This is a genomic window from Selenomonas oralis, assembly GCF_051603425.1.
Lineage (GTDB): Bacteria > Bacillota > Negativicutes > Selenomonadales > Selenomonadaceae > Selenomonas > Selenomonas sputigena_A.
The window spans coordinates 1859725-1878825 of record NZ_CP194411.1 but is presented as its reverse complement, the minus strand read 5'-3'; the positions used below and the strand labels follow the sequence as shown (position 1 = coordinate 1878825).

Below are 19101 nucleotides of genomic sequence, written 5' to 3'. Positions count from 1 at the left end.
GCAATTCCATCATACATTGGAAAAAGATACGCAATCAAAATTGCAGGAGGGTTCAAAAGCACACTGCAGGCAAATGTATGCATTTATAAGGATGTATGCAAGAGCAAGGCTCATATTCAGTTTTTTCAATACCGCAAGCGGTATGTATGTACATGTAAGGACGGCGATTTCTTTGCCGGAGTTTCGGATGAAGTTTCAATACCGCAAGCGGTATGTATGTACATGTAAGAAGTTCGAGGGGTAGACGGGTGGAAAGAAAGAGGTTTGTTTCAATACCGCAAGCGGTATGTATGTACATGTAAGATCATCCTCATAGTCATCCCCGCCGCTATTCAGTTTCAATACCGCAAGCGGTATGTATGTACATGTAAGACGTTCAATGCTTTGGCAAAGGATGTCCTCTCCGGGTTTCAATACCGCAAGCGGTATGTATGTACATGTAAGTCTGGCCAACCACCCAACTTGAGGTCTTCGCTTCCGAGGTTTCAATACCGCAAGCGGTATGTATGTACATGTAAGTAGGTATCGGGAGCCACATAGGCTCATATATGTGGTTTCAATACCGCAAGCGGTATGTATGTACATGTAAGTTGAAGAGTCATAATTCAACGGCTTCTCTTCGTGAGTTTCAATACCGCAAGCGGTATGTATGTACATGTAAGAGGTCAAACTTATAAAGACCCGCCCTCCTCAAAAATGGTTTCAATACCGCAAGCGGTATGTATGTACATGTAAGACTGTGTCCCGCAGCCCTTGAAAACAGTGGGCTCAAAACGGGATTTCTGCAGCCTCGGCACTTTTCGGCGTTTTACGTCAAGTGACGGGGATTTTTTTGTCCCAAAAACAGCTCGAAAAGGCCTCTCACCCCAGTGATAGCAAGGAAACATTTGTCCACGTCAAAAACCTGACGGTGACGCTGTTTTTCACAAATTCCTCAACCTCACGGGACAAAGTATATCATGCCGGCGGCACGCTGTCAATAACCTCGGACAATTTTTTCAGCAGTTTCAAGCCCTGCCGCCCCAAATGAAACGACGGGAATGCTTCCCGAGAGAGGCGTCCCCGTCGTTTCATTTGTCGTTTTCTGACTGCAGCCGTATCTTTTGCAGCTTCAGCCGCCGCGTCTTTCCCTGCCCCGGCCGTTCTGCTTATGGCATACAGCAGGCTCCTTCTTTATGTTCTTTCTTCATACACTTCCTTCGCCGTAGGCAAGACCCAGCGATTGCGGAATTGCTTCCTTTTCTCATCAAAGGGATCTCCATTCTTATCGCCCAGGGTCATTTGCCGTGTCCTTGCCGCCCAATTCTTCTGCTCCGTAACCTTCCAGTCGAGAAGATCGAGCAGCGCCATCTGGGACGTCTCATAGCGCGCCCGCTCCCGTTCGCCGAGCTGCGCGATAACAGCGTCAAAGGCTTTCAGATACGCTTCCATGGAGGCTTCCTTTTCCGCTTTGTTCCAGCCGCCGTCCGCCGTGAAAAGCTGCTCGCAGCCACGCACCTCGTCCACGAGGACGAGCTTTGCGTCGACGCGGATGCTGCCAAGGCCGATGCCCTTGCCCTGCCCGATCTTGAAGCAGAGCTCCCGATCCTCCGCCGGCAGCGAAAAGACCTTGAGGAGCGCACCCAGTTCCACTTCGCTGAGGTTCTTGAAGCGAATCCTGCCCTCGAATACGCTGCCTGCTTTCAGCGGGCGCAGCTTGCGGTCGACATTGTCCTTCATGTCGCCCTCTTTGCGCCACGGAAAGTTCGGCGCCTGATGCCAATAGAGCTTGTAGCCGCGTATGGGAACGTTTTCCGTTCCCCAATGCTTGAGGTTCTCCTCGTCTTTTTGCTCCATATAGAGCTGGTATGATGTGGGTTTCGGCTCCCCCAGGGTTTTCGAGTAATGCGCTCCTTCAAAGCCTGTGCTCTCCTTGAGTACGGCGTCCTCAAAAGCCAGGCGGCTGCCCCAAAGCTCCTTGCGCCCGAAAATCGCATCTGCATAGTCGACGACAGCAGCGTCTTTTTTTATGGCCTCCGGCAGATGCTCCCCAATCGTATGCGGATAGGGAATGCGGTAGTACTGTCCGAAGCCGAAATGAGCGACTTCCCCCTTCTTTTCCTTATAGAAGCACGGCACAACGAAATCGCAGCCATCATCACCGACAAAGCGTGCCGCCGCCTCGTTCCGCTTCGCCAACTTGAAGAGATCGAGATCTTCATCGCGCGTCAGATCGCCCTTGTAGCGCGCAATGATTTCGTCCGGCACGGGAATGCGGCTGTTCCGAGACCAATCGGGATCATAGTGAACCGTATAATGCGTCTTCGCCGTCTTGCCGCCCGTCATCGGCCCTGTGAAGCACGCCAGTTCGCCGCCCCTTTTTTCATACTCATCCCAAAGAATGACTTTTTTATGCTTCCCAACAAGCCAAGTGTCTTTTTTGCGCTCAAATTCGGCGGGGCAGATATAGTACTGATTTTCCAACCTGTCGCGGATGAGAAAACCCGGTTCTGCTTTCGTAAAGCTCTGGTGCTTTCCGTTAATCTTCTTGCTGTCCACCAATTCCGCTTTGTATGACTTGTTCGTAAAGGAGCGATAGTAAAGCGCACGATCTGCCACATCGGCGCCGTCCTTGTCCGTGCGCATCGCGCCGCAGGTGACGATCTTGAAGATGTTCTTGACCATGCCGCGAAGCGTGCTGCCCGGCAGGACGGGCTTGCCGGCAGGCGCGAAGAAGGTGCCTTCCTTGTCGCCTGTGCCGATGAAGACGGGCGTCATCGTGCGGCAGCGAAGCTCGATATAGCCGCTGAGGGCGCCCTGCTCTGTCACATACTTCCGGTAGGATTCCTGCAGCTCCTCATCGCTCGCGCCTTTTCTGTCGATCGGGGATTTGATGACGGCCGCAGGCAGCGGCACAAAGTTGTACGATGCCGTGGCTTTCCTATCTCGCAGTGCCATCTTCCATGCCTCCCTCCACATCCGCCGCCGCTATGCGCATATAGCGGCAGTCCTTGTACCCGGCCTGTCCCGTCGTTTCATAGCCGATATAGCTGCGCGTCACCAGTCCGTAATACGCCGCGCTTTCCTCGACCTGCGGCAACACCAGCTGGAGCTTGCGCGCCGTATCCTCGAGCCGCATGCAGCCGCCGGGCTCGTCCTTCGTCTTCCTGCCCCAGAAGCGCGCGATGCTGTCGACGTATTCGACCGGCTCGCCTTCGCCGTCCTTGAGGCAGCGCCCAAGCCACATGTCGCCCTGCTTTTTCAGATGAAGTTCCGCTTCTTCGTTGAAAACGCGCATTTCCAGCCACAGGAGAGGCTTCTTCTCCGCCCCGCCCGCCAGTTCCAATGCGCCGTTCTTCCAGCGCCCCCAGACGACGCCCTGCACCTGCCAAAGCACAACGGTCGCCTCGGCAATGCCAAGCTCGTGCAGTTTCTCGCCCAGAGCGGCCTCCGTTCTTGCAAGTTTTATGGCAGGGAACTTCGCTGTCTTTCCCGTTTGCAGGCACAAGCAGTCCGCAAGAGCCAGTTCGATGCTCATAGCGCTTTTCCCTCCCTTTTTTCCAGCAGGGCCTGAACGAATCCCTGCAATTTCTGCCGTTCCTCCTCCATCAGGCTGTCGGGCGTTTCGCCCCAGGCAATCGTCTCGCCGCGATAGTGCAGGGCAGCCCCTCTGCCTTCAAGCACGCCGCGCCCGATGCCCTTCTCCCCGCCGAGCGGCAGCCTGCCGAGCCACAGGTCCTTGAGCAGCAGCAGGAGCAGGCCGATCTCCCAACCGCGCTCTTCTTCCCGCGGCTCATGCAGGACGAGGCGCAGGAAAAGCGCCGCGCGTTTTCCATCGGTCTGCCAGATGGGCGCCGTGGTGAAAAGGCCTGTCTCGATCTTGCCGCCCGTAAAGCGGTCGATGCGCACGCGCGTCTGCAGCTTGATGTCGACGCCGTCTTTCAGCCGCGCTTCCGAAACGACGAGGCGGCTCTTCCACTTCTCCTGCGGCGCGGCCTTGATGCGCTCGAGCGAAGGTCCCATCATCGTATCGAGCAGCTCTCCCGCGATGCCGAGCTTGCGCAGGATTTCCGCCGCCCGATGGCGCAGGGCGCCTTTGATGCTCGCGCCGGGTACGATCCAATGGTCGTTCTCACGCATCATGAGCGCATGCACAGACGTTTCCTCGTCTGCCTGCTCCGCAGCCTTCACCTTCATGGCGCGTTCGTAATCGCGCACCAGAAGCGGGCCTTTCAAGGCAAACTGCGCTTCGAGCACGCAGTCGTCCTTGGCATAGGTTTTTTCCTGCGCTGCATAGGTTTCCGCTTCCACAGCGCTTTCCCGCTCTTTCTCCGGGCCGAGCCATGCCTTGACATGCTCCGCCTTGCTGAAGTCATAGCGACGAAGCTGCAAGTCCTTCACATGCACTTCCCCGAAGCCTTTCGCCGTATGCGCCCCCAGGGAGAAGCCTGTCGCAAGCCTGCCTGCCAGAAGTTGGATGGCATTTCGTGTTTCTTCGCTGTATGTGTCATGGATGCCGCGCTCTGTGATTTCCGCATAAAATCTGCCATGCGCCCCGCTGCCCACCGCTTCATAGTCAAATTTATGATGCTCGATCGCCGTTCCCGTGACCTCGTCGAGGCTCACACCGTCGCGCACGATGATTGTCACGGCAGTCAGCTTGATGTCGTCAAGGCTCAGGGAGCTTTGCCATGCCGCCGCATGATTTCTTTCGTAAGCGGGATCCGTGCCGAAGAGCAGCCGCGCGCCAAGCGCGTCCTCTTCCGTCATGAAGGCGCGCAGCACGCCGGCAAGGGATGTGCCGGGAATGAACGGCTGCCCTTCCTTCGTCTTCAGCACCTCGATGTCGATATCGCCTCCGGCGCCGCTGCCGCCTGCACCGATGAGAAGCGGCGCATCGAGGACGAGCGTGCCGCTCAGGATCACCCTTTTCCTTACGCTTTCCTCATTCATCGCCATCAGCTCTCGCCTCCTTTTCCTGCCGCAGCTTTCCTCGCGAAGCGGAAGAGATTATGCCAGTATGCGTAGAAGAGCGCGTCCTGCACTTTCGCGTCTTTCCAGATGTCCGTCGCCCCGATATCTTCCAGAAATTCGGCGATCTTTTCCCCCAGCTCTTTCTCCCAACGGCGCTCTTTGTTGTACGGCATATCAGCGATATTTGCTTCCAGCAGAAGCTTCTCCAACGATTTTCCATCGACTTTGATCTCTCTGAGGTTTTGGACAAACGGCGTCGCTGCATTGCTTTTCTGCTCCTTGATCGCCTCACCCAAGGCTCCCCTCATATTGCTCCATCCAAGGCTCCACAGGGAGTCAAGGCGCGCGAAGAAGTGCGATGCGCCTTTTCCTCCGCTAAGCTTCGAGTGGGCATCTTCCGCTGCATAGACGATCATTTTCTGCTGCGCCGCACGCAGGAGAAGCTCTTTCGCCTTTTCGCACACCGTGCCCGACTGGATCGTGCGCCGCTCGCTCTGCCGCGCTTTCTTCACCAGGGAGAGCGCATGCGGCCGCCAGAGGCGCAGCTGGCCGAAGCCTTCTTCTGTCCGTGCGCCGACGCCTTCGTACAGCGCTTTTTGCAGGCGCTCCTTGTCGCTTTCCGTCCAGGCGCTTTTCTTTCCCAGGACAAAGACGCTGCCGGCTGCGACGGCGACCGCACGCGGGCGCTTCATGCCCCAGATGCCGACGAAGTTGTCCACTTGCGTAAAGTCGGCGAAGACGGCGTTCTTCACGTCCCCTTTCTGCACGGTCTGCGCCGGGTCATACTCGGGCAGGAAGAATTCTCCCGCGCCGTCCTCATCGAGCCAATCCACAAGCTGATGCAGCGCCGCCTCGGCATTCGATGTGAGATCGTCCGCTGCGAGCAGCGGCGTCTCCAGGCGGATATAGAGCCGATTTTTCTCATCCGGCTCGACCGTCTCCGGCAGGAGCTCCGCCATTTCAAGCTCCACACGGCAAGCGCCGTACTGTGCATAGCGCGAACGCCCTGCCTGCGCCGTCCAAGCCTTCTCACCCAGCGCGTCCAGAAAGCCTTCCAGTGCCGCCTCCTCGCCGAAGACTTCCCCTTCAAACCTCACGCCGGCTTCAACCGCCTCATAGTTGTAGATCGCGCCGTCGCGTGAGCGGCCTGCCAGGCGCTCCAAGGAGGATTCGCCCGCTTCCTTTCCCTGCTGCTCCTTGATGTTGCTGCGGCTCATGTGCAGCGATATGTTCCTCGCCGCCTCCACTTTTTCAATCCCATCTCCCTCGATCGCCGCAAAGCCCCGGAACGTCTTGAAACCGGCGTCGGGATCGTCCACGAGCAGATCCCGGATCTCATCGCCGTCCTTGAGCTTCTGGATCGAGAGAGGCGTCGGCATCGCACGCCGCTTGTCGGCGGCACGCACGGGATAGGCTGCAGCAAAGCGCAGTTTGCCAAAGAAGCAGGCAAGGAAGCCTTCATCTTCATGCGCCTTCGCGCCCAGCTGCTTCTTCTCAATATAGCGCTCGGCGAGAATGCCGCGCACGAGCGTGCCGCTGAGAAAATCGTGCGACGCCGTCATCACCGTCGTATTGCCGCGCGTGGACAATACGAGCGGCGAAAGGGCTTCTATTTTTACGCGGATCTTTTTCATCTCAAGCCCTGCCCCCTTTCCATGCCTCAGCGATCAAAACGTCCCGGATATTTTTCCCTTCCTGCAGCATCATGCAGGATATGCGGCCGAAACCTCGATTGCGCTTCATCCCTGCATGTGAGAGGTTGCGCAGCGCCAGGGCAAGGATCGTGAGCTTCTTCTTCGTCCCTTCCTTCAGTCGCACCGTGCCGCGAAAGACAAGGCCTTCATCGGCGACGCGAATGTTGCGCAGGGAGGTCTCAGCTGCGGTTCCCGTCTCCGAATCGATCTTCGTCTGGTAGCGAAGCGAGGTGTAGAGGGAGAGCACGTCCTCTGCGGAAACGAGATCGGGGTAGCGGTCTTCCAGATAAAGCCAGTCTTTTTCCATCTTTCGATAGGCGCTCCCCTGCTCGATGTAGAGGTTGGGCAGGATGATCTGGGTCGCTGTTTCCATCCCATGCTGGAAGAGTTCCCTGAGCTCTTCTTCCGTGAAGAGCTGCAGCCCGGAAGCCTCGGACATCTCAAGGACTTCCAGCGCACTCTCGTAGATGAGCCCCTTGAGCCTCTTGCCGGGAAAATAAGGCAGGCCTGCCCTGTCATGCACGATCTCGGCGTCGACATTGACGTCGGCACGCCCCGAGCCGAGATGCAGCGGCGATTCCGCCCTGATTTCCAGCGCAAATTCATCGAAGCGGATTTCCCCCTCTTTTGCCAGCTCCGGGTCAGGAGGCTGCAGCGAAGAAAAGTCCCTCGGCTTGTGATTCAGACGTTTCAGCTGCTCTTCCACGCTCCGGCATTCGCCCGCCGCTGTCCATCCGCCCGCAGCAGGCGCTTTCATCGACTCTTGCGGCTTCTGCTTCTCCTGCTGCTTCTGCTGATTGATCTGCACCTGACGGCGGCGGCTTTCGGCATGTTTTAGCTGCTGCTGTTTTTTCTGGCTTTCGCACATCATTTTCGCATTCATCTTCTTAGCCATGCTGCACCTCCTCCGGCACGTAGAAGTCGATCATCTCGATGGCGTCAACATAGGGGGTTCTGCCCGCCTGCCACAAGGTTTCACGGTACGGCTCCCACGCAGCGATGTCCGGCAGCCGCATCGCTGCGCCGCTTGCAGCCAAGCGGCGGTACTGCGCCATGAATTGCTGCTGCTCATGCTCACCTGCCGCCAATACCGCGCGCAGCTCTTTGATCTTGTTCATCGGCATGCGGCTTTTGCCCTGTACGAGCTGCGCTGCAGCCTCCAGAAGGTTCCCAATGTATTCCGGTTCCGCCGCCGCACCGTCAACGCGATAGGGGCCGAAGTGCATCGCACCGCATTTTCCCTTGTATTGCTGGGCGCGAATCTGCTCCAACGTCGGCGGCTGCTCCCCGTGCAGGATGGCGAAGTCGAGCCAGCAGGAGCCTTCAGCGTTCCCCGCTCTTTGCAGCTGGCGCATTTTTCCTTTTGCCGCACCGCAGAGCTGCTCGGCAATCTCATAGCCGCGAAAGAAGGGATACGCCGTCGGCAGGATGCTGACGCCGCCGCAGCTGTCGAGGCCAAGACGGTTCAGCGCTTCGAGAACGATGTTTGTAAAAGCGACCGCGTATTTTGCCGGGCAGACGAACGTCATATCATCGCCGCCGAGCACGATGGGGCGAACCGGCAGATAGTTTTTGCCGTCGTCAGCTTTCCCCAGCAGAAGATTTTTTTGCAGCGTTTCATAATTGCCGACGATGCAGGTCAGAAGCGCACAGAACGCTTGAATCGACTTCTGCCGCACCGCAAACGACAGATTCTTGCGCTTCGTCAGCGTGCTGCAGTCGCGGAACTTTTCCCCCATATTGTTGCCGTCGATATGGACGATGGCCATGTAATCCTCGGTCTCCCGCTGCCCCAGTTTGTCAAAATCAACAGGGAACGCATACTTTTGCAGCTCCCCTGCCAGCTGCTCCATCCCGATGGCGTACGGGCGCAGCGGGGGAAGCGGACGGCCCGCTATGACTTCCGGCGTCAGAACGCTGCGCAGCTTGTCCAAAAGCTCTTCCTCCGCGGGAGCAATCAGCCGGCCTTTCTTTCTCGCCGCCTGCAGCTTCATCTTCACTTCCCACGAGAGGAAACGGCTTTCCTTCTTCACATCGTCCACGTCGTAGGCGTTCGCCGTCTCCGCACTCGCCTCGCAGGAGAGCGTCAGGCCGGTATAGGGCAGCGATACTGCGGGGAAGAAGAGATTCTGCTGCGCTTTGAGCTTGTGCACGAGATGCGTCAGGTCGTCGACCTCTTCCGTTTTCCCGTCCTCACGAGCCACACGGCTCACGCGATACGCGCCGCTTTCGTCCAGCACGAGCTCACCGCGCGCCGCCCCGATGCGAAGTCCGGGGCATTTCCAGAGCAGCCGCCGGGTAAAGTCTTGAACCACCCGGACCAGTTCCTCATCCGACGTTCCCTCACGAAAAAGCACCAAGGCGTTGCCGCCGCCGATATAGCCAATGCGGCATTTCCCCTTCATCTCCGTCCAGTTGGGCGAATCCACGTTCCGCCATGTCGCCGCATCGACCTCCTCCTCGCCGAAAAGTCCGCGCAGGACATCCACAAGCTCGTGGGCAAATGCTTTCTCCACGAGAAAAGACGCCCCGATGTTTGTTTTCAGCTGGTTGCTTGAAAATATGTACTTCTGTATGGAGCGCGTATCAAACAAAATCGCCTTCATCGTACTTTCCATCCGTCATTCCTCCCTGCCCTTTTGTCATGATATTTTAATAATTCGACTTTAGGGAGAAGACTTCCTTCTGTCCATTCTTCTCTCGACAAAATTATTTTAAGAAGCCCGGCTGCGTTCCGGCAAGAGGAAAAGGCCTGAATCACAATGCCTCCGATACGGAAAAGGGGCTGTTGCATGAGTCGAATTCGACTTATGCAACAGCCCCTCATTTTTATCGCGTGAATCAAATATTCATTTCTATAAGAAATCTCTCGAAAAAATGCGCAGGAAAGAACGCTGTACCATGCCAGCTTTTTCCTGCGTATTTTTATGCTGCAACTTCTATAGGGAAGAGATATTGCTTTCCATACCCCCGCTGAATCTTCTGATGCAGCTTCCCGAAGTTGTGCGCCATTGCCAAAAGCATCGTTTCCACAAGTACATTGGCATTGCCTCGACTAAGGAAACGCCGGAATCCCATGTCCGCCTTGATGTTGGCGAAAACTCCTTCCGCTTGGATGCTTCGATTGACCCTTAACTGTATGCCTTCCTCCGATGTCAGTCGCGCCTTCGACGCGGCTCGTTCCTCATGGAATGTTTTTGCCACTTCCAAGCATTTCGTCCGCTCTTCCAAGGGCAGTTTCGATCTGCCGCGTATGCACTCGGCCTTCCTTTTGCAACCGCTGCAATCTTCTGCCTTGTAGCAGGTCTTGACGCTCGCATAGCCGGTCTTGCTCTTTACCGTCTTCGTGCCCGTAACCGTAAGTTTCCTGCCGTCGGCACAGAGATAGGCGTCTTCGTCGCTGAGATATGTCATGTTCTCGAAACGCCCGATGTCATTCTTCCAAGCCCGGGTCTTTGCTCGTTCGTAGTTGTTCGGCTTGATGTAGGCCGCCTGCCCATTCGCTTTGAGATAGACGTAGTTCTCTTCGCTTTCATAACCAGCGTCGGCGATGACCTTGGCATAGCGCTCCTTCGTATGCGCATGAAAATCTTCTAGGAACGGGATGAGCGTCGTCGTATCTGTCGGTTGCGGTCCAACCGTTGCCCATGTGATGAATTCTGCATCGACGCCGCAGTGGATATTGTAGGCCGGCTTCAGTTGTCCGTTTCGCATCGCATCTTCTTTCATCCGCATAAAGGTCGCATCGGGATCCGTCTTGGCGAAGCTGTTGCGCGTTCCCATGATGCGGAGCTTTTTCTGGTAATCTTTCCAGCGTGCGATGAACTCGTCCAGTTTCTCCAGCGTCTTTTGCAGCATGCTTTTGCGCCGTCCGCTCCCATGAACGAAGACGAGGCCTTGCTCCTTCTGCAGACGTTTCAGTTGCTTGCGCATCTTCTAAAGAAAGTTCACATCGCGTCGGCAAGCCGTCTCAATTCTTCGAGAGCTGAAGAGATGGTTCATGCCAGAATAGATGAGAATGGCGAGCAGTTGCCTGGGGGACGCCAGATTTTTGTCGATACGTCCATAGGTGCGATAGAGCGCGGTTAGATCCATCCCTCCGATACATTGGCGGAGCAGGCGAACCGGGTCATTCTTGGGAATCTGTATTTCAAAATTCAGGGGCAAGCAGGGTTGATAAGTTTCGCCCCATGCGGTATAATCTGGTTGTAAAATTAGGTTTTTTGCATAAGTCTATTTTACACCCGCCTCCGCCCTTTTGCTAGGGCGGAGGCACTTTTTGTGCACGAAAAAGCTGTCGCACATGATTTATGTGCGACAGCCCCTTGTTTTATATTTTTTTAAACGCCCAAACGGTCAAGCCGAACGGTGCAGAACGACATGCGCTCTCATGCAGGGGCACGTTTATGCAAGTCCCCGTGCGCAAATCACAGCGTCTTGAATGTAAAGTCGCCGTTTGCCGCGCCGATTTCCACAGAGTCGCCATCCTTTGCCTCGCCCTTGATGATCTCTTTCGACAAAGCCGTCTCCACCTTATGAGAAATCAGGCGGCGCAGCGGCCTTGCGCCAAAATTCGGGTCAAAGCCCTGGTTCGCCAGAAGCTCAAGCGCTTCCTCCGTCCATGTGAGCGTGATGCCCACCTGGTGCTCCAGACGCTTGCTGAGGCTTTCGAGCAGGAGTACGGCAATCCGCTTGACCTGCTCCCTTTTGAGACCCTTGAACACGACGATATCATCGACGCGGTTCAGGAACTCGGGCCGGAAGTACTCCTTGAGCAAATCCTTGACGGCCGCCTGCGCTTCGTCAAAATCCTTGTTCAGGATTTCATGCGAGCCAAGGTTGCTCGTCATGATGATGACCGTGTTCTTGAAGTTCACGACACGTCCCTTGCCGTCCGTGAGCCGCCCGTCGTCCAAAATCTGCAGGAGCACGTTGAAAACATCGCGGTGCGCTTTTTCAATCTCATCGAGCAGAATGACGCTGTAGGGGCGGCGGCGCACCGCCTCGGTGAGTTGTCCGCCCTCGTCGTAGCCGACATAGCCCGGAGGCGCGCCGATGAGCCGAGCGACGGAATGCTTTTCCATATACTCCGACATATCGATGCGGATCATGCTTCGCTCATCATCAAAGAGGGATTCCGCCAGTGTCTTGGCAAGCTCCGTCTTGCCGACGCCCGTCGGCCCGAGGAAGATAAAGGAGCCAATCGGCCTGTTCGGATCCTTGATGCCGGCGCGGGCGCGAAGGATCGCCTCGCTCACGACACGCACAGCCTCATCCTGCCCCACGACACGCTCGTGCAGCACATCTTCAAGGCGCAGCAGCTTCTCGCGTTCACCCGTGAGCATCTTCGATACGGGAATGCCCGTCCAGCGGCTCACGACCTCGGCGATATCCTCTTCGCTGACCTCTTCCTTCAAGAGATGGTCGTCCTTAGCCTTCTCCGCCAAAGCGGCTTCCTCATCCGCCAGCTGCTTCTGCAAAGACGGCAGCTTGCCGTAACGCAGCTCGGAAAGGCGATTGAGATCGTAATCGCGCTCGGCAATCTCCATCTCGTTCTTGACCTGGTCGATCTCCTTCTTGACGGCGCGCACGCGCAGGATGGCCTGTTTCTCGCCCTCCCACTTGTCCTTGAGCTCCTTCTCCTTCTTCTGGAGTTCTTCCTTTTCCTCCGTCACATGCACGAGTTTTTCCTTCGAGGCCTCGTCCGTTTCCTTTTTCAGCGCCTGCTCGGCAATCTCCAGCTGCATGATCTTGCGGCGCGCCTCATCCAGGGGCTGCGGCATGGACTCAATCTCCGTGCGCAGCTTTGCGGCAGCCTCATCCACAAGGTCGATCGCCTTGTCCGGCAGGAACCTGTCGGAAATATAGCGGTCGGAGAGCGTCGCTGCCGCCAAGAGCGCATTGTCGCGGATGCGCACGCCGTGATGCACCTCGTAGCGCTCCTTGATGCCGCGCAGGATGGAAATCGTGTCCTCCACCGTCGGCTCGCTGACCATGACGGGCTGGAAGCGGCGCTCCAAAGCCGCATCCTTCTCGATATACTTCCGATACTCGTTCAGGGTCGTCGCACCAATGCAGCGCAGCTCGCCGCGTGCAAGCATCGGCTTCAGGAGATTGCCCGCATCCATCGCGCCCTCGGCTGCACCTGCACCGACGACCGTATGCACCTCGTCGATGAAGAGCAGGATCTGCCCATCCGACTTCGCAATCTCATTCAGAACAGCCTTCAGCCGTTCCTCGAACTCGCCGCGGAACTTCGCGCCCGCCACGAGCGAGCCCATGTCGAGCGAGTAGAGCGTCTTGTTCTTCAGCGACTCCGGCACATCGCCCGCCACGATGCGGCGGGCAAGTCCCTCGACGATCGCCGTTTTGCCGACGCCCGGTTCGCCGATGAGCACCGGGTTGTTCTTCGTGCGGCGCGTCAGAATCTCAATCGTACGGCGAATCTCCTCATCGCGCCCGATCACAGGGTCGATCTTTCCCTTTCGCGCCGCATCCGTGAGATCGCGCCCGTATTTTTCCAGGGACTTGTAGCCCTCCTCGGGATTGCCGCTGCGCACGTTCTGCTTGCGGTTCTTCTTGATGGCTCCCATGACGCTGCTCTTTGTCAAACCGAATTGGCGGCAGATTTCCTGCACTTCACTGCTGCCGTCCGCCGCAATGCCAAGCAGAAGATGCTCCGTGCTGATATAGTCATCCTTCATGCTCTTCGCATATTCCTGCGCCCGGCCGATGACGCGCACCATATCCATGCCCATCGAGAGGCGATCCTGTCCCTTGACGCTCGGCAGTTTGTTGAGCTCCTGCTCCAGCCGTGCCCGAATCATTGCCTGATCCGTGCCGCAGTCCTCAAAAATTGTTTCCAGCAGCCCTTCCGGCTCCTGCACCAACGCATAAAGCAGATGCGCCGACGTGATCTCCTGATGATATCGCATCGCCGCCGCCTGCTGCGCCGCCTGCATCGCCGACAGAGCCTTCTCCGTATATTTTTCTTCTCCCATAATGCTCCCTCCCATATATCAAAAAGACGTTCCTCTCCATATACTTTTCGAAATCTTCCAGGCAAAGAGCTTGCGGCGCCATCGCACCCTAGGATTCCTTTCCTCCCGCCCTTTACGTTTTCTATTATAACGCAAAAAGTCAAAAAGTCAAATATATTTTTGACCTTTTGACCAATTATTTTTTCACCATGACTTCCCCATGGGGCAAGCCGTAGGCGAAGACCGATTGACTGAATTTCAGGCACGGGCGGCGCACAATGTTCAAAATGTGGACGCTTGTGCGTGTAGTTTTGGCGCAGCCCTTCCACTTCCTGCAAAAGACGGTTTTCTATCGCGCGTATTCTATGGTATAGTAGTTGCAGCAAACCGCAAAATTGCAGGCAAGCCGTATTCTCCCCGCCGCCGTGCAGGAACGCCCGCACGGGGAAGCGCCGAATCGCGCACCGCCGGCAAAGATGTATCCTGCAAAATCGTCTGGAGGTTTCCATGCTGAAAACGCTTCTTTTCTTTCTATTCGCCGCACTCTGCCTCCTCTTCGTCCTGCAGATGCGCCGTTCGCTCAAGCGTTCCACGCTTGTCAACAACCTGATCAACGAATACATTGATCGTCCGGAGGATCCGGCACTGATCGACGTCATTTACGCCCACTGTCTCGCCGACCGGCGGCTGGCCCGCCTGCTTGAAAAGCACGGCGCGACGCGCGAGGATATCGAGATGCTTTACCGGAAGCTTCTCGTCTGGGCCAATTTCAAAAAGGGACGGCGCTTCGTTCCCATTTCCTCCTTCTTCTTCGTCGGCTCGCTCTCCTACCTTCTGCGCCACAAGGACGAGGACGCCAAGAAACTTGCCATGCGCATGATGAACATCTTCCACATATAGTGGAAGGAAATGCCGTGCCCTCAAAAAGCGAAAGAGGGGCGTTTCCTCATCTTTTCCGCCGCCCGCAGGAATCGCACCGCCCGTCTTCCTCTGCGCCGGCAGCTCTGACGAATTTAAGGAAAGGAGCAACAACCTTGTCCAACGAATCCCCCCTCTGCCTCGGTCTGGAGCCAAGCATTGACGAAAACTGCACGCACATCATCCTCGGCTCGATGCCCGGCGTTGTTTCCCTGCGCGAGCAGCAATACTACGCCCACCCGCAAAACCGTTTCTGGCGGCTCATGGCGCATCTTCTGGAAGGAACTCCTCCCCCGGACGAGTATGCGGCTCGCCTTTCCATGCTACTTCGGCATCGCATCGCACTTTGGGATTCCATTGATTCCTGCGAGCGCGAAGGCAGCCTCGATTCCGCCATACGCAACGTCCGCGCCAACGATTTCTCCGACCTGCTCGAACGATATCCGCGCCTCCATACCTTCTGCCTCAACGGCGGCAAATCCGCCGCGATCTTCCGCCGTGCCAACCGGGAGCTCATGGCACGCAGGGATCTGACCTTTCACGCGCTGCCCTCGACGAGTGCAGCCAATGCGCGTTGGAATTTTACAAAGCTCGCCGAAGCATGGAAAAAGGCGCTTCCCCTCGAAAAATGAGAGGAAGCGCCTTTTCAGTGCAAGAACAAGGCGCAGAAAGCGCGCCGCTTTCCCGGCGTTCATGTTCGCCGTGAAGAGAATCCGCGCCGCTGCTCTTACGCCTCGACATAGAGCGTCTGCACCGTGATATCGACTTCGCGCACAAAAAGCCCCGTCATATACTCGACATTGCTCTGCACGCGCTGCTGCGTCTCCTTAATCAGCGTCGGGATATGGCTGCCGTAGGTGAGCACGACGGAACAGGAAATCTCAAGGCCGCGATCCTCGTCCCCTTTCCACAGGTGGCGCACGCGGATCCCACTGACCTTCGAAACATACTCCTTCTCCGTGACAACTCGCTTGACAATCTCCCGAATTGCCAGATCGTCGATAATGAGTTTGCCGTAGTAACTGAAAATGGGGCGCACGATCGATTTCTCCCCCAACTTGCGGCGATGCGTGCGGTTGCGGCGGAAAAACGACTGAATCGGGTCGATGAGGAAACCGGAAGCATGAGGCTTGAGCTCGATCGTCGGCACGGGAATGATGTGTTTCCCCTGCTTCAGCCGACTGTCGCGCGCCTTCTTCATCTCGCGCTGCGTCGCGATATCCTCGATATGAATGATTTGTTCGATCGACGGCAGCCCGAGTATGCGCGCAATCTTGTACGCCATGTTTTCCGATGTGCCAAGGATCAGGATGCGATGCGGCCTGCATTCTGCAATGGCTGCTTTCACCTCTTCCGCGTGGCCGGGCAGGACAAAGATCGCACGGCGCACCGCCATGATCTTGCTCTTCTCCATTTTCGCGGAACTGCCGGCGACAATCTTGCCGTCCTTGATCAATATACCATCGTCAATGATGGCATCCGCCTGATGTTGATGTGCCACGAGCAAGGCGCGATGACTTTTTCCCGTACCGCTCGGGCCAACGAATGCTATGACGTCCATTTCTTCTCTCCTGCTTCTTCCTTGCCGGGCACGAAAGAGGTGCTTGTCCCATCTTTTCCACACTCCCTGTCAAACAGAAGCGCCAAGTCTCCTCTGCCCGCAGCGAATTCTCGCTTCTATTTTCTCATGAAAGGCTGCGCCTCGGCTTGTAAAGCTTCTCGGCGTAACCGTCATCAATGGTGAAAAGTCCCAGCTCCTGCGGATGGCGCGTCGCAAAACCGTGGAAATCCGAACCGCCCGTCACGAGGAGGCCGCGGCGTTCCGCCATATCAATATAGCGCTGCGTATCCACAGGATCATGCTGCGGATAAAAAGCCTCTATGCCCTCCATGCCCAGATTGAGCAAACGCTCCACGAGATCGTCATCGCCGACAAGCTTGGGATGTGCGAGAATCGGCGTACCGCCCGCCCCTTTGATGAGCGCGACAATCTCCTCCGGCTCCAGGCGGTAATGCGAGACATAGGCGGGGCGGCCCTTCGACAGCACCGCATCAAAGGCCTCGCGAACCGTCGGAAAGAACCCCTTGTTCACAAGCGCCCGCCCGATATGCGAGCGGCTGATGGACTTGCTCGCTCCTGCAATCTTGAGCACTTCTGTTTCCGTGACAGCATAGCCAAGTTCGCGCAGCTTTCCCACCATCTCGGAAAAACGCGCCCAACGCGCCTCTCCTACATCGGTCAGGCGATTGATCAGCTCGCTTTGGTAAATATCGACATTGTAGCCGAGTATATGCACTTCGTGTGTTTCGTGATGTGCACTGAATTCAATGCCGGGAATAATGCCGATGCCTTTTTTCGGTAAAAGACCCTGCTCATAAAGATGCGTAATGCCTTCAACCGTATCGTGGTCGGTAATGGCAATATAATGAAGCCCCGCCTCCTTGGCGGCCGCCACCAATTCTTCCGGCGTCAATCTCCCATCGGAATACGACGTATGCGTATGCAAATCGCTAGCCACTAGAACCTCACTCCCTCAATAAGCCCATCTGTGCGTAGGGATCCGCCGCCCTGCTCTTTCAGCGCGGCTCAACGATGAGCTTGATGGCCGTGCGTTCCTCGCCATCGATTTCAATATCCGTAAAGGCCGGGACGCAGACAAGATCAATGCCATGCGGTGCGACAAAGCCGCGGGCTATGGCTATCGCCTTGACCGCCTGATTCAGCGCACCGGCTCCGACAGCCTGCATCTCAGCCGCGCCGGATTCGCGCAGGACGCCTGCCAAAGCCCCCGCCACTGCGTTAGGATTGGACCGCGCCGAAACTTTCAAGACTTCCATTCTGCCTTCCCTCCCATGGATATCGGATTTTCCGCTTCTATCTGTCGATTCAGATTTTTCATGCAGCATCCAAAAGACCAATAAAAATTCCTACCCTAATTTTTGCTTATTCTATACAAAAGGGAAAAATCCTGCTTGTTTCATTCTTCCGTCTTTTTCATCACGCGTTCGACGGATACCGTGCGGTTCGTCGCATCGTCCACCTCGACAATGACAGCGCAATATACGGCCGCTCCCTCGGCTACTTCAAAGCGCACGGGGCGGCACGTCGTGAATTTCTCGAGCACGCGATCCACGCGGACGCCAAGGACGGAATCCCACGGCCCCGTCATACCCAGATCCGTGATATAGGCCGTCCCCTGCGGCAAGATGCGTTCATCCGCCGTCTGTATGTGCGTATGCGTGCCGACGACAGCGTTTACTCGCCCGTCGAGATACCAGCCCATGGCCGCCTTTTCCGACGTCGCCTCCGCATGGAAATCAAGAAATATGACATCGGCCTCATCTCGGATTTCCCGCAGGATTCCCTCGATCTTCTGGAAGGGGCAATCCATTTCCGGCATGAAGACGCGTCCAGACATATTGATGACAGCGATATTTTTCGCCCGATAGGGAAAAATGCAATAGCCGCGCCCCGGCGCGCCCTCGGGATAATTCGCCGGCCGCACAAGAAACGGCTCTTCGTCGATAAATTCCAGGACGTCCTTCTTATCCCAGACATGGTTGCCCGAGGTCACGATGTCCGCGCCCCCATGATAAAGCTCATCGAGCGACTTGCGCGTAAATCCCTTGCCGCCTGCGGAATTCTCCCCATTGACGACAACAACATCCACGGACTTCTCCCGGCGCAGGATGGGCGTAAAGTGACGAAAAGCCTCCCGCCCCACTCTGCCGCAAACATCTCCCACAAGCATGACCCGCAAAACATAAACCACCTCTCCGGCAGAACATCTTCCGACGCCTGCCCTACGGACGCTCTCCTGCCCGCGCCTCCTTCTGCAAAAAGAGCAAGCCGCCGGGCATCCCGCCCCGCGACTTGCAGCCGATTATTTTTCTATTCCGGCGAACCCTTTACTTGTTGAACACCATGACACGGCCTTCTTCGCGTATGCCGATCATACGGTCGGACATACGGCTCGCCTTGAGGCTGCCGATCATATGGTCGATGGCCTCCTCACGCAAAAAATTATCCTCTTCATAGACGTCGCGCATCTGATCGGAAACGAGCGACTTGCCGAAGCGGTCGCGCATGAGGTCTGCCAGAAGGGCAATCTCGCCGCGCGAAAGCGTGCGCACATCGCGCAGCACCCGGAAAAACGCCGTATTCCCCTGCCCCTCCAAGGAGAAATCAATCTCTCCCGGGACAAGCCCCTCAAGGTCATGGTACGTGAGAATGCTCTCTTCCAAAAAAGCCGCAATTTCCTCGAATTCCTTCCGCGGAGGGATTTTCTGCAAGGTGAAAGAAAAATCCAAGGCCTCTTTTTCCGGTTCATAGCTGACCATGCCGATCTCCGGATAACAGACAAGAATGGAGACCAGAAGATTGATGCCATCCTTGTTCGGTTTTTTCGCGCTCCTCGCGAATTTACCCACAGCAAACACCTCGTTTCCCTGCTGCCAGCCAAAATATGCACCGCTGTGCTTTCGCAAGCACGGATAAAATTCAGCGCCGCCATCTCAGCGCATCTTCTCCGCCCTTCTCTGCGCCGGCAGATCCT

At 56.5% G+C, this 19101-nt stretch carries 16 protein-coding genes and 1 CRISPR repeat array; of the genes, 2 read left to right on the top strand and 14 right to left on the bottom strand.

Annotated elements, in window-relative coordinates:
* Positions 1-122: 122 nt before the first annotated feature.
* A CRISPR array of direct repeats spans positions 123-736; the repeat unit is 37 nt; unit sequence GTTTCAATACCGCAAGCGGTATGTATGTACATGTAAG.
* A 437-nt stretch (positions 737-1173) separates the two neighbouring features.
* From ACRTGH_RS08935 to clpB, 9 genes are all read right to left on the bottom strand, one after another.
* Positions 1174-2937, bottom strand: a complete 1764-nt coding sequence (locus ACRTGH_RS08935; protein ID WP_368847335.1) for a TIGR03986 family type III CRISPR-associated RAMP protein — start codon at positions 2935-2937, stop codon at positions 1174-1176.
* Positions 2921-3517 (bottom strand): type III-D CRISPR-associated protein Csx19, encoded by a 597-nt coding sequence (csx19, locus tag ACRTGH_RS08930; protein ID WP_368847334.1) that lies wholly within the window; start codon positions 3515-3517, stop codon positions 2921-2923. The genes ACRTGH_RS08935 and csx19 overlap by 17 nt, the downstream gene beginning before the upstream one ends.
* A complete protein-coding gene (locus tag ACRTGH_RS08925; protein WP_368847333.1) occupies positions 3514-4938 on the bottom strand; it encodes an RAMP superfamily CRISPR-associated protein in 1425 nt (474 codons plus the stop codon). The genes csx19 and ACRTGH_RS08925 overlap by 4 nt, the downstream gene beginning before the upstream one ends.
* Positions 4938-6587 (bottom strand): hypothetical protein, encoded by a 1650-nt coding sequence (locus tag ACRTGH_RS08920; protein WP_368847332.1) that lies wholly within the window; start codon positions 6585-6587, stop codon positions 4938-4940. Before ACRTGH_RS08920 ends, ACRTGH_RS08925 begins: the two co-directional genes overlap by 1 nt.
* A 1-nt stretch (position 6588) precedes the next feature.
* Positions 6589-7542, bottom strand: a complete 954-nt coding sequence (locus ACRTGH_RS08915) for an RAMP superfamily CRISPR-associated protein (protein ID WP_368847331.1) — start codon at positions 7540-7542, stop codon at positions 6589-6591.
* Positions 7535-9265, bottom strand: coding sequence for a hypothetical protein (locus tag ACRTGH_RS08910; RefSeq protein ID WP_368847330.1), 1731 nt, complete (start codon positions 9263-9265; stop codon positions 7535-7537). The genes ACRTGH_RS08915 and ACRTGH_RS08910 overlap by 8 nt, the downstream gene beginning before the upstream one ends.
* Before the next feature lie 307 nt (positions 9266-9572).
* Complete coding sequence (locus ACRTGH_RS08905; protein WP_438474225.1) at positions 9573-10580, bottom strand: transposase; 1008 nt, start codon at positions 10578-10580, stop codon at positions 9573-9575.
* A 3-nt stretch (positions 10581-10583) separates the two neighbouring features.
* Positions 10584-10814 (bottom strand): transposase, encoded by a 231-nt coding sequence (locus ACRTGH_RS12255; protein WP_488657300.1) that lies wholly within the window; start codon positions 10812-10814, stop codon positions 10584-10586.
* Positions 10815-11074: 260 nt separating this feature from the next.
* Entirely contained in the window at positions 11075-13648 is a 2574-nt protein-coding gene (clpB, locus tag ACRTGH_RS08900; RefSeq protein WP_368846244.1) for an ATP-dependent chaperone ClpB, read from the bottom strand.
* 486 nt (positions 13649-14134) lie between these two features.
* On the opposite strand from clpB, the gene ACRTGH_RS08895 reads away from it, so the two are divergent.
* Positions 14135-14527, top strand: coding sequence for a hypothetical protein (locus ACRTGH_RS08895; RefSeq protein WP_368846245.1), 393 nt, complete (start codon positions 14135-14137; stop codon positions 14525-14527).
* Positions 14528-14661: 134 nt separating this feature from the next.
* Complete coding sequence (locus tag ACRTGH_RS08890; protein ID WP_368846246.1) at positions 14662-15177, top strand: DNA-deoxyinosine glycosylase; 516 nt, start codon at positions 14662-14664, stop codon at positions 15175-15177.
* Between the two features lie 95 nt (positions 15178-15272).
* On the opposite strand, the gene ACRTGH_RS08885 is transcribed toward ACRTGH_RS08890, so the two are convergent.
* The 5 genes from ACRTGH_RS08885 to ACRTGH_RS08865 all read right to left on the bottom strand — a co-directional run bounded on the left by ACRTGH_RS08885 (position 15273) and on the right by ACRTGH_RS08865 (position 18976).
* Entirely contained in the window at positions 15273-16106 is an 834-nt protein-coding gene (locus tag ACRTGH_RS08885) for an Asp23/Gls24 family envelope stress response protein (RefSeq protein WP_368846247.1), read from the bottom strand.
* A 124-nt stretch (positions 16107-16230) separates the two neighbouring features.
* Positions 16231-17064, bottom strand: coding sequence for a PHP domain-containing protein (locus ACRTGH_RS08880; protein ID WP_368846248.1), 834 nt, complete (start codon positions 17062-17064; stop codon positions 16231-16233).
* Positions 17065-17122: 58 nt separating this feature from the next.
* On the bottom strand, positions 17123-17383 hold the full coding sequence (locus ACRTGH_RS08875) for a stage V sporulation protein S (RefSeq protein WP_368846249.1): 261 nt from the start codon (positions 17381-17383) through the stop codon (positions 17123-17125).
* Between the two features lie 140 nt (positions 17384-17523).
* A complete protein-coding gene (locus tag ACRTGH_RS08870; RefSeq protein WP_368846250.1) occupies positions 17524-18306 on the bottom strand; it encodes a TIGR00282 family metallophosphoesterase in 783 nt (260 codons plus the stop codon).
* Positions 18307-18454: 148 nt separating this feature from the next.
* Positions 18455-18976, bottom strand: coding sequence for a hypothetical protein (locus ACRTGH_RS08865; RefSeq protein WP_368846251.1), 522 nt, complete (start codon positions 18974-18976; stop codon positions 18455-18457).
* Between the last annotated feature and the right edge of the window lie 125 nt (positions 18977-19101).

Coding starts and splice junctions, on each gene's coding strand:
- ACRTGH_RS08935 (WP_368847335.1), bottom strand. CDS start 2,937: ATGGCACTGCGAGATAGGAAAGCCACGGCATCGTACAACTTTGTGCCG.
- csx19 (WP_368847334.1), bottom strand. CDS start 3,517: ATGAGCATCGAACTGGCTCTTGCGGACTGCTTGTGCCTGCAAACGGGA.
- ACRTGH_RS08925 (WP_368847333.1), bottom strand. CDS start 4,938: ATGGCGATGAATGAGGAAAGCGTAAGGAAAAGGGTGATCCTGAGCGGC.
- ACRTGH_RS08920 (WP_368847332.1), bottom strand. CDS start 6,587: ATGAAAAAGATCCGCGTAAAAATAGAAGCCCTTTCGCCGCTCGTATTG.
- ACRTGH_RS08915 (WP_368847331.1), bottom strand. CDS start 7,542: ATGGCTAAGAAGATGAATGCGAAAATGATGTGCGAAAGCCAGAAAAAA.
- ACRTGH_RS08910 (WP_368847330.1), bottom strand. CDS start 9,265: ATGGAAAGTACGATGAAGGCGATTTTGTTTGATACGCGCTCCATACAG.
- ACRTGH_RS08905 (WP_438474225.1), bottom strand. CDS start 10,580: ATGCGCAAGCAACTGAAACGTCTGCAGAAGGAGCAAGGCCTCGTCTTC.
- clpB (WP_368846244.1), bottom strand. CDS start 13,648: ATGGGAGAAGAAAAATATACGGAGAAGGCTCTGTCGGCGATGCAGGCG.
- ACRTGH_RS08895 (WP_368846245.1), top strand. CDS start 14,135: ATGCTGAAAACGCTTCTTTTCTTTCTATTCGCCGCACTCTGCCTCCTC.
- ACRTGH_RS08885 (WP_368846247.1), bottom strand. CDS start 16,106: ATGGACGTCATAGCATTCGTTGGCCCGAGCGGTACGGGAAAAAGTCAT.
- ACRTGH_RS08875 (WP_368846249.1), bottom strand. CDS start 17,383: ATGGAAGTCTTGAAAGTTTCGGCGCGGTCCAATCCTAACGCAGTGGCG.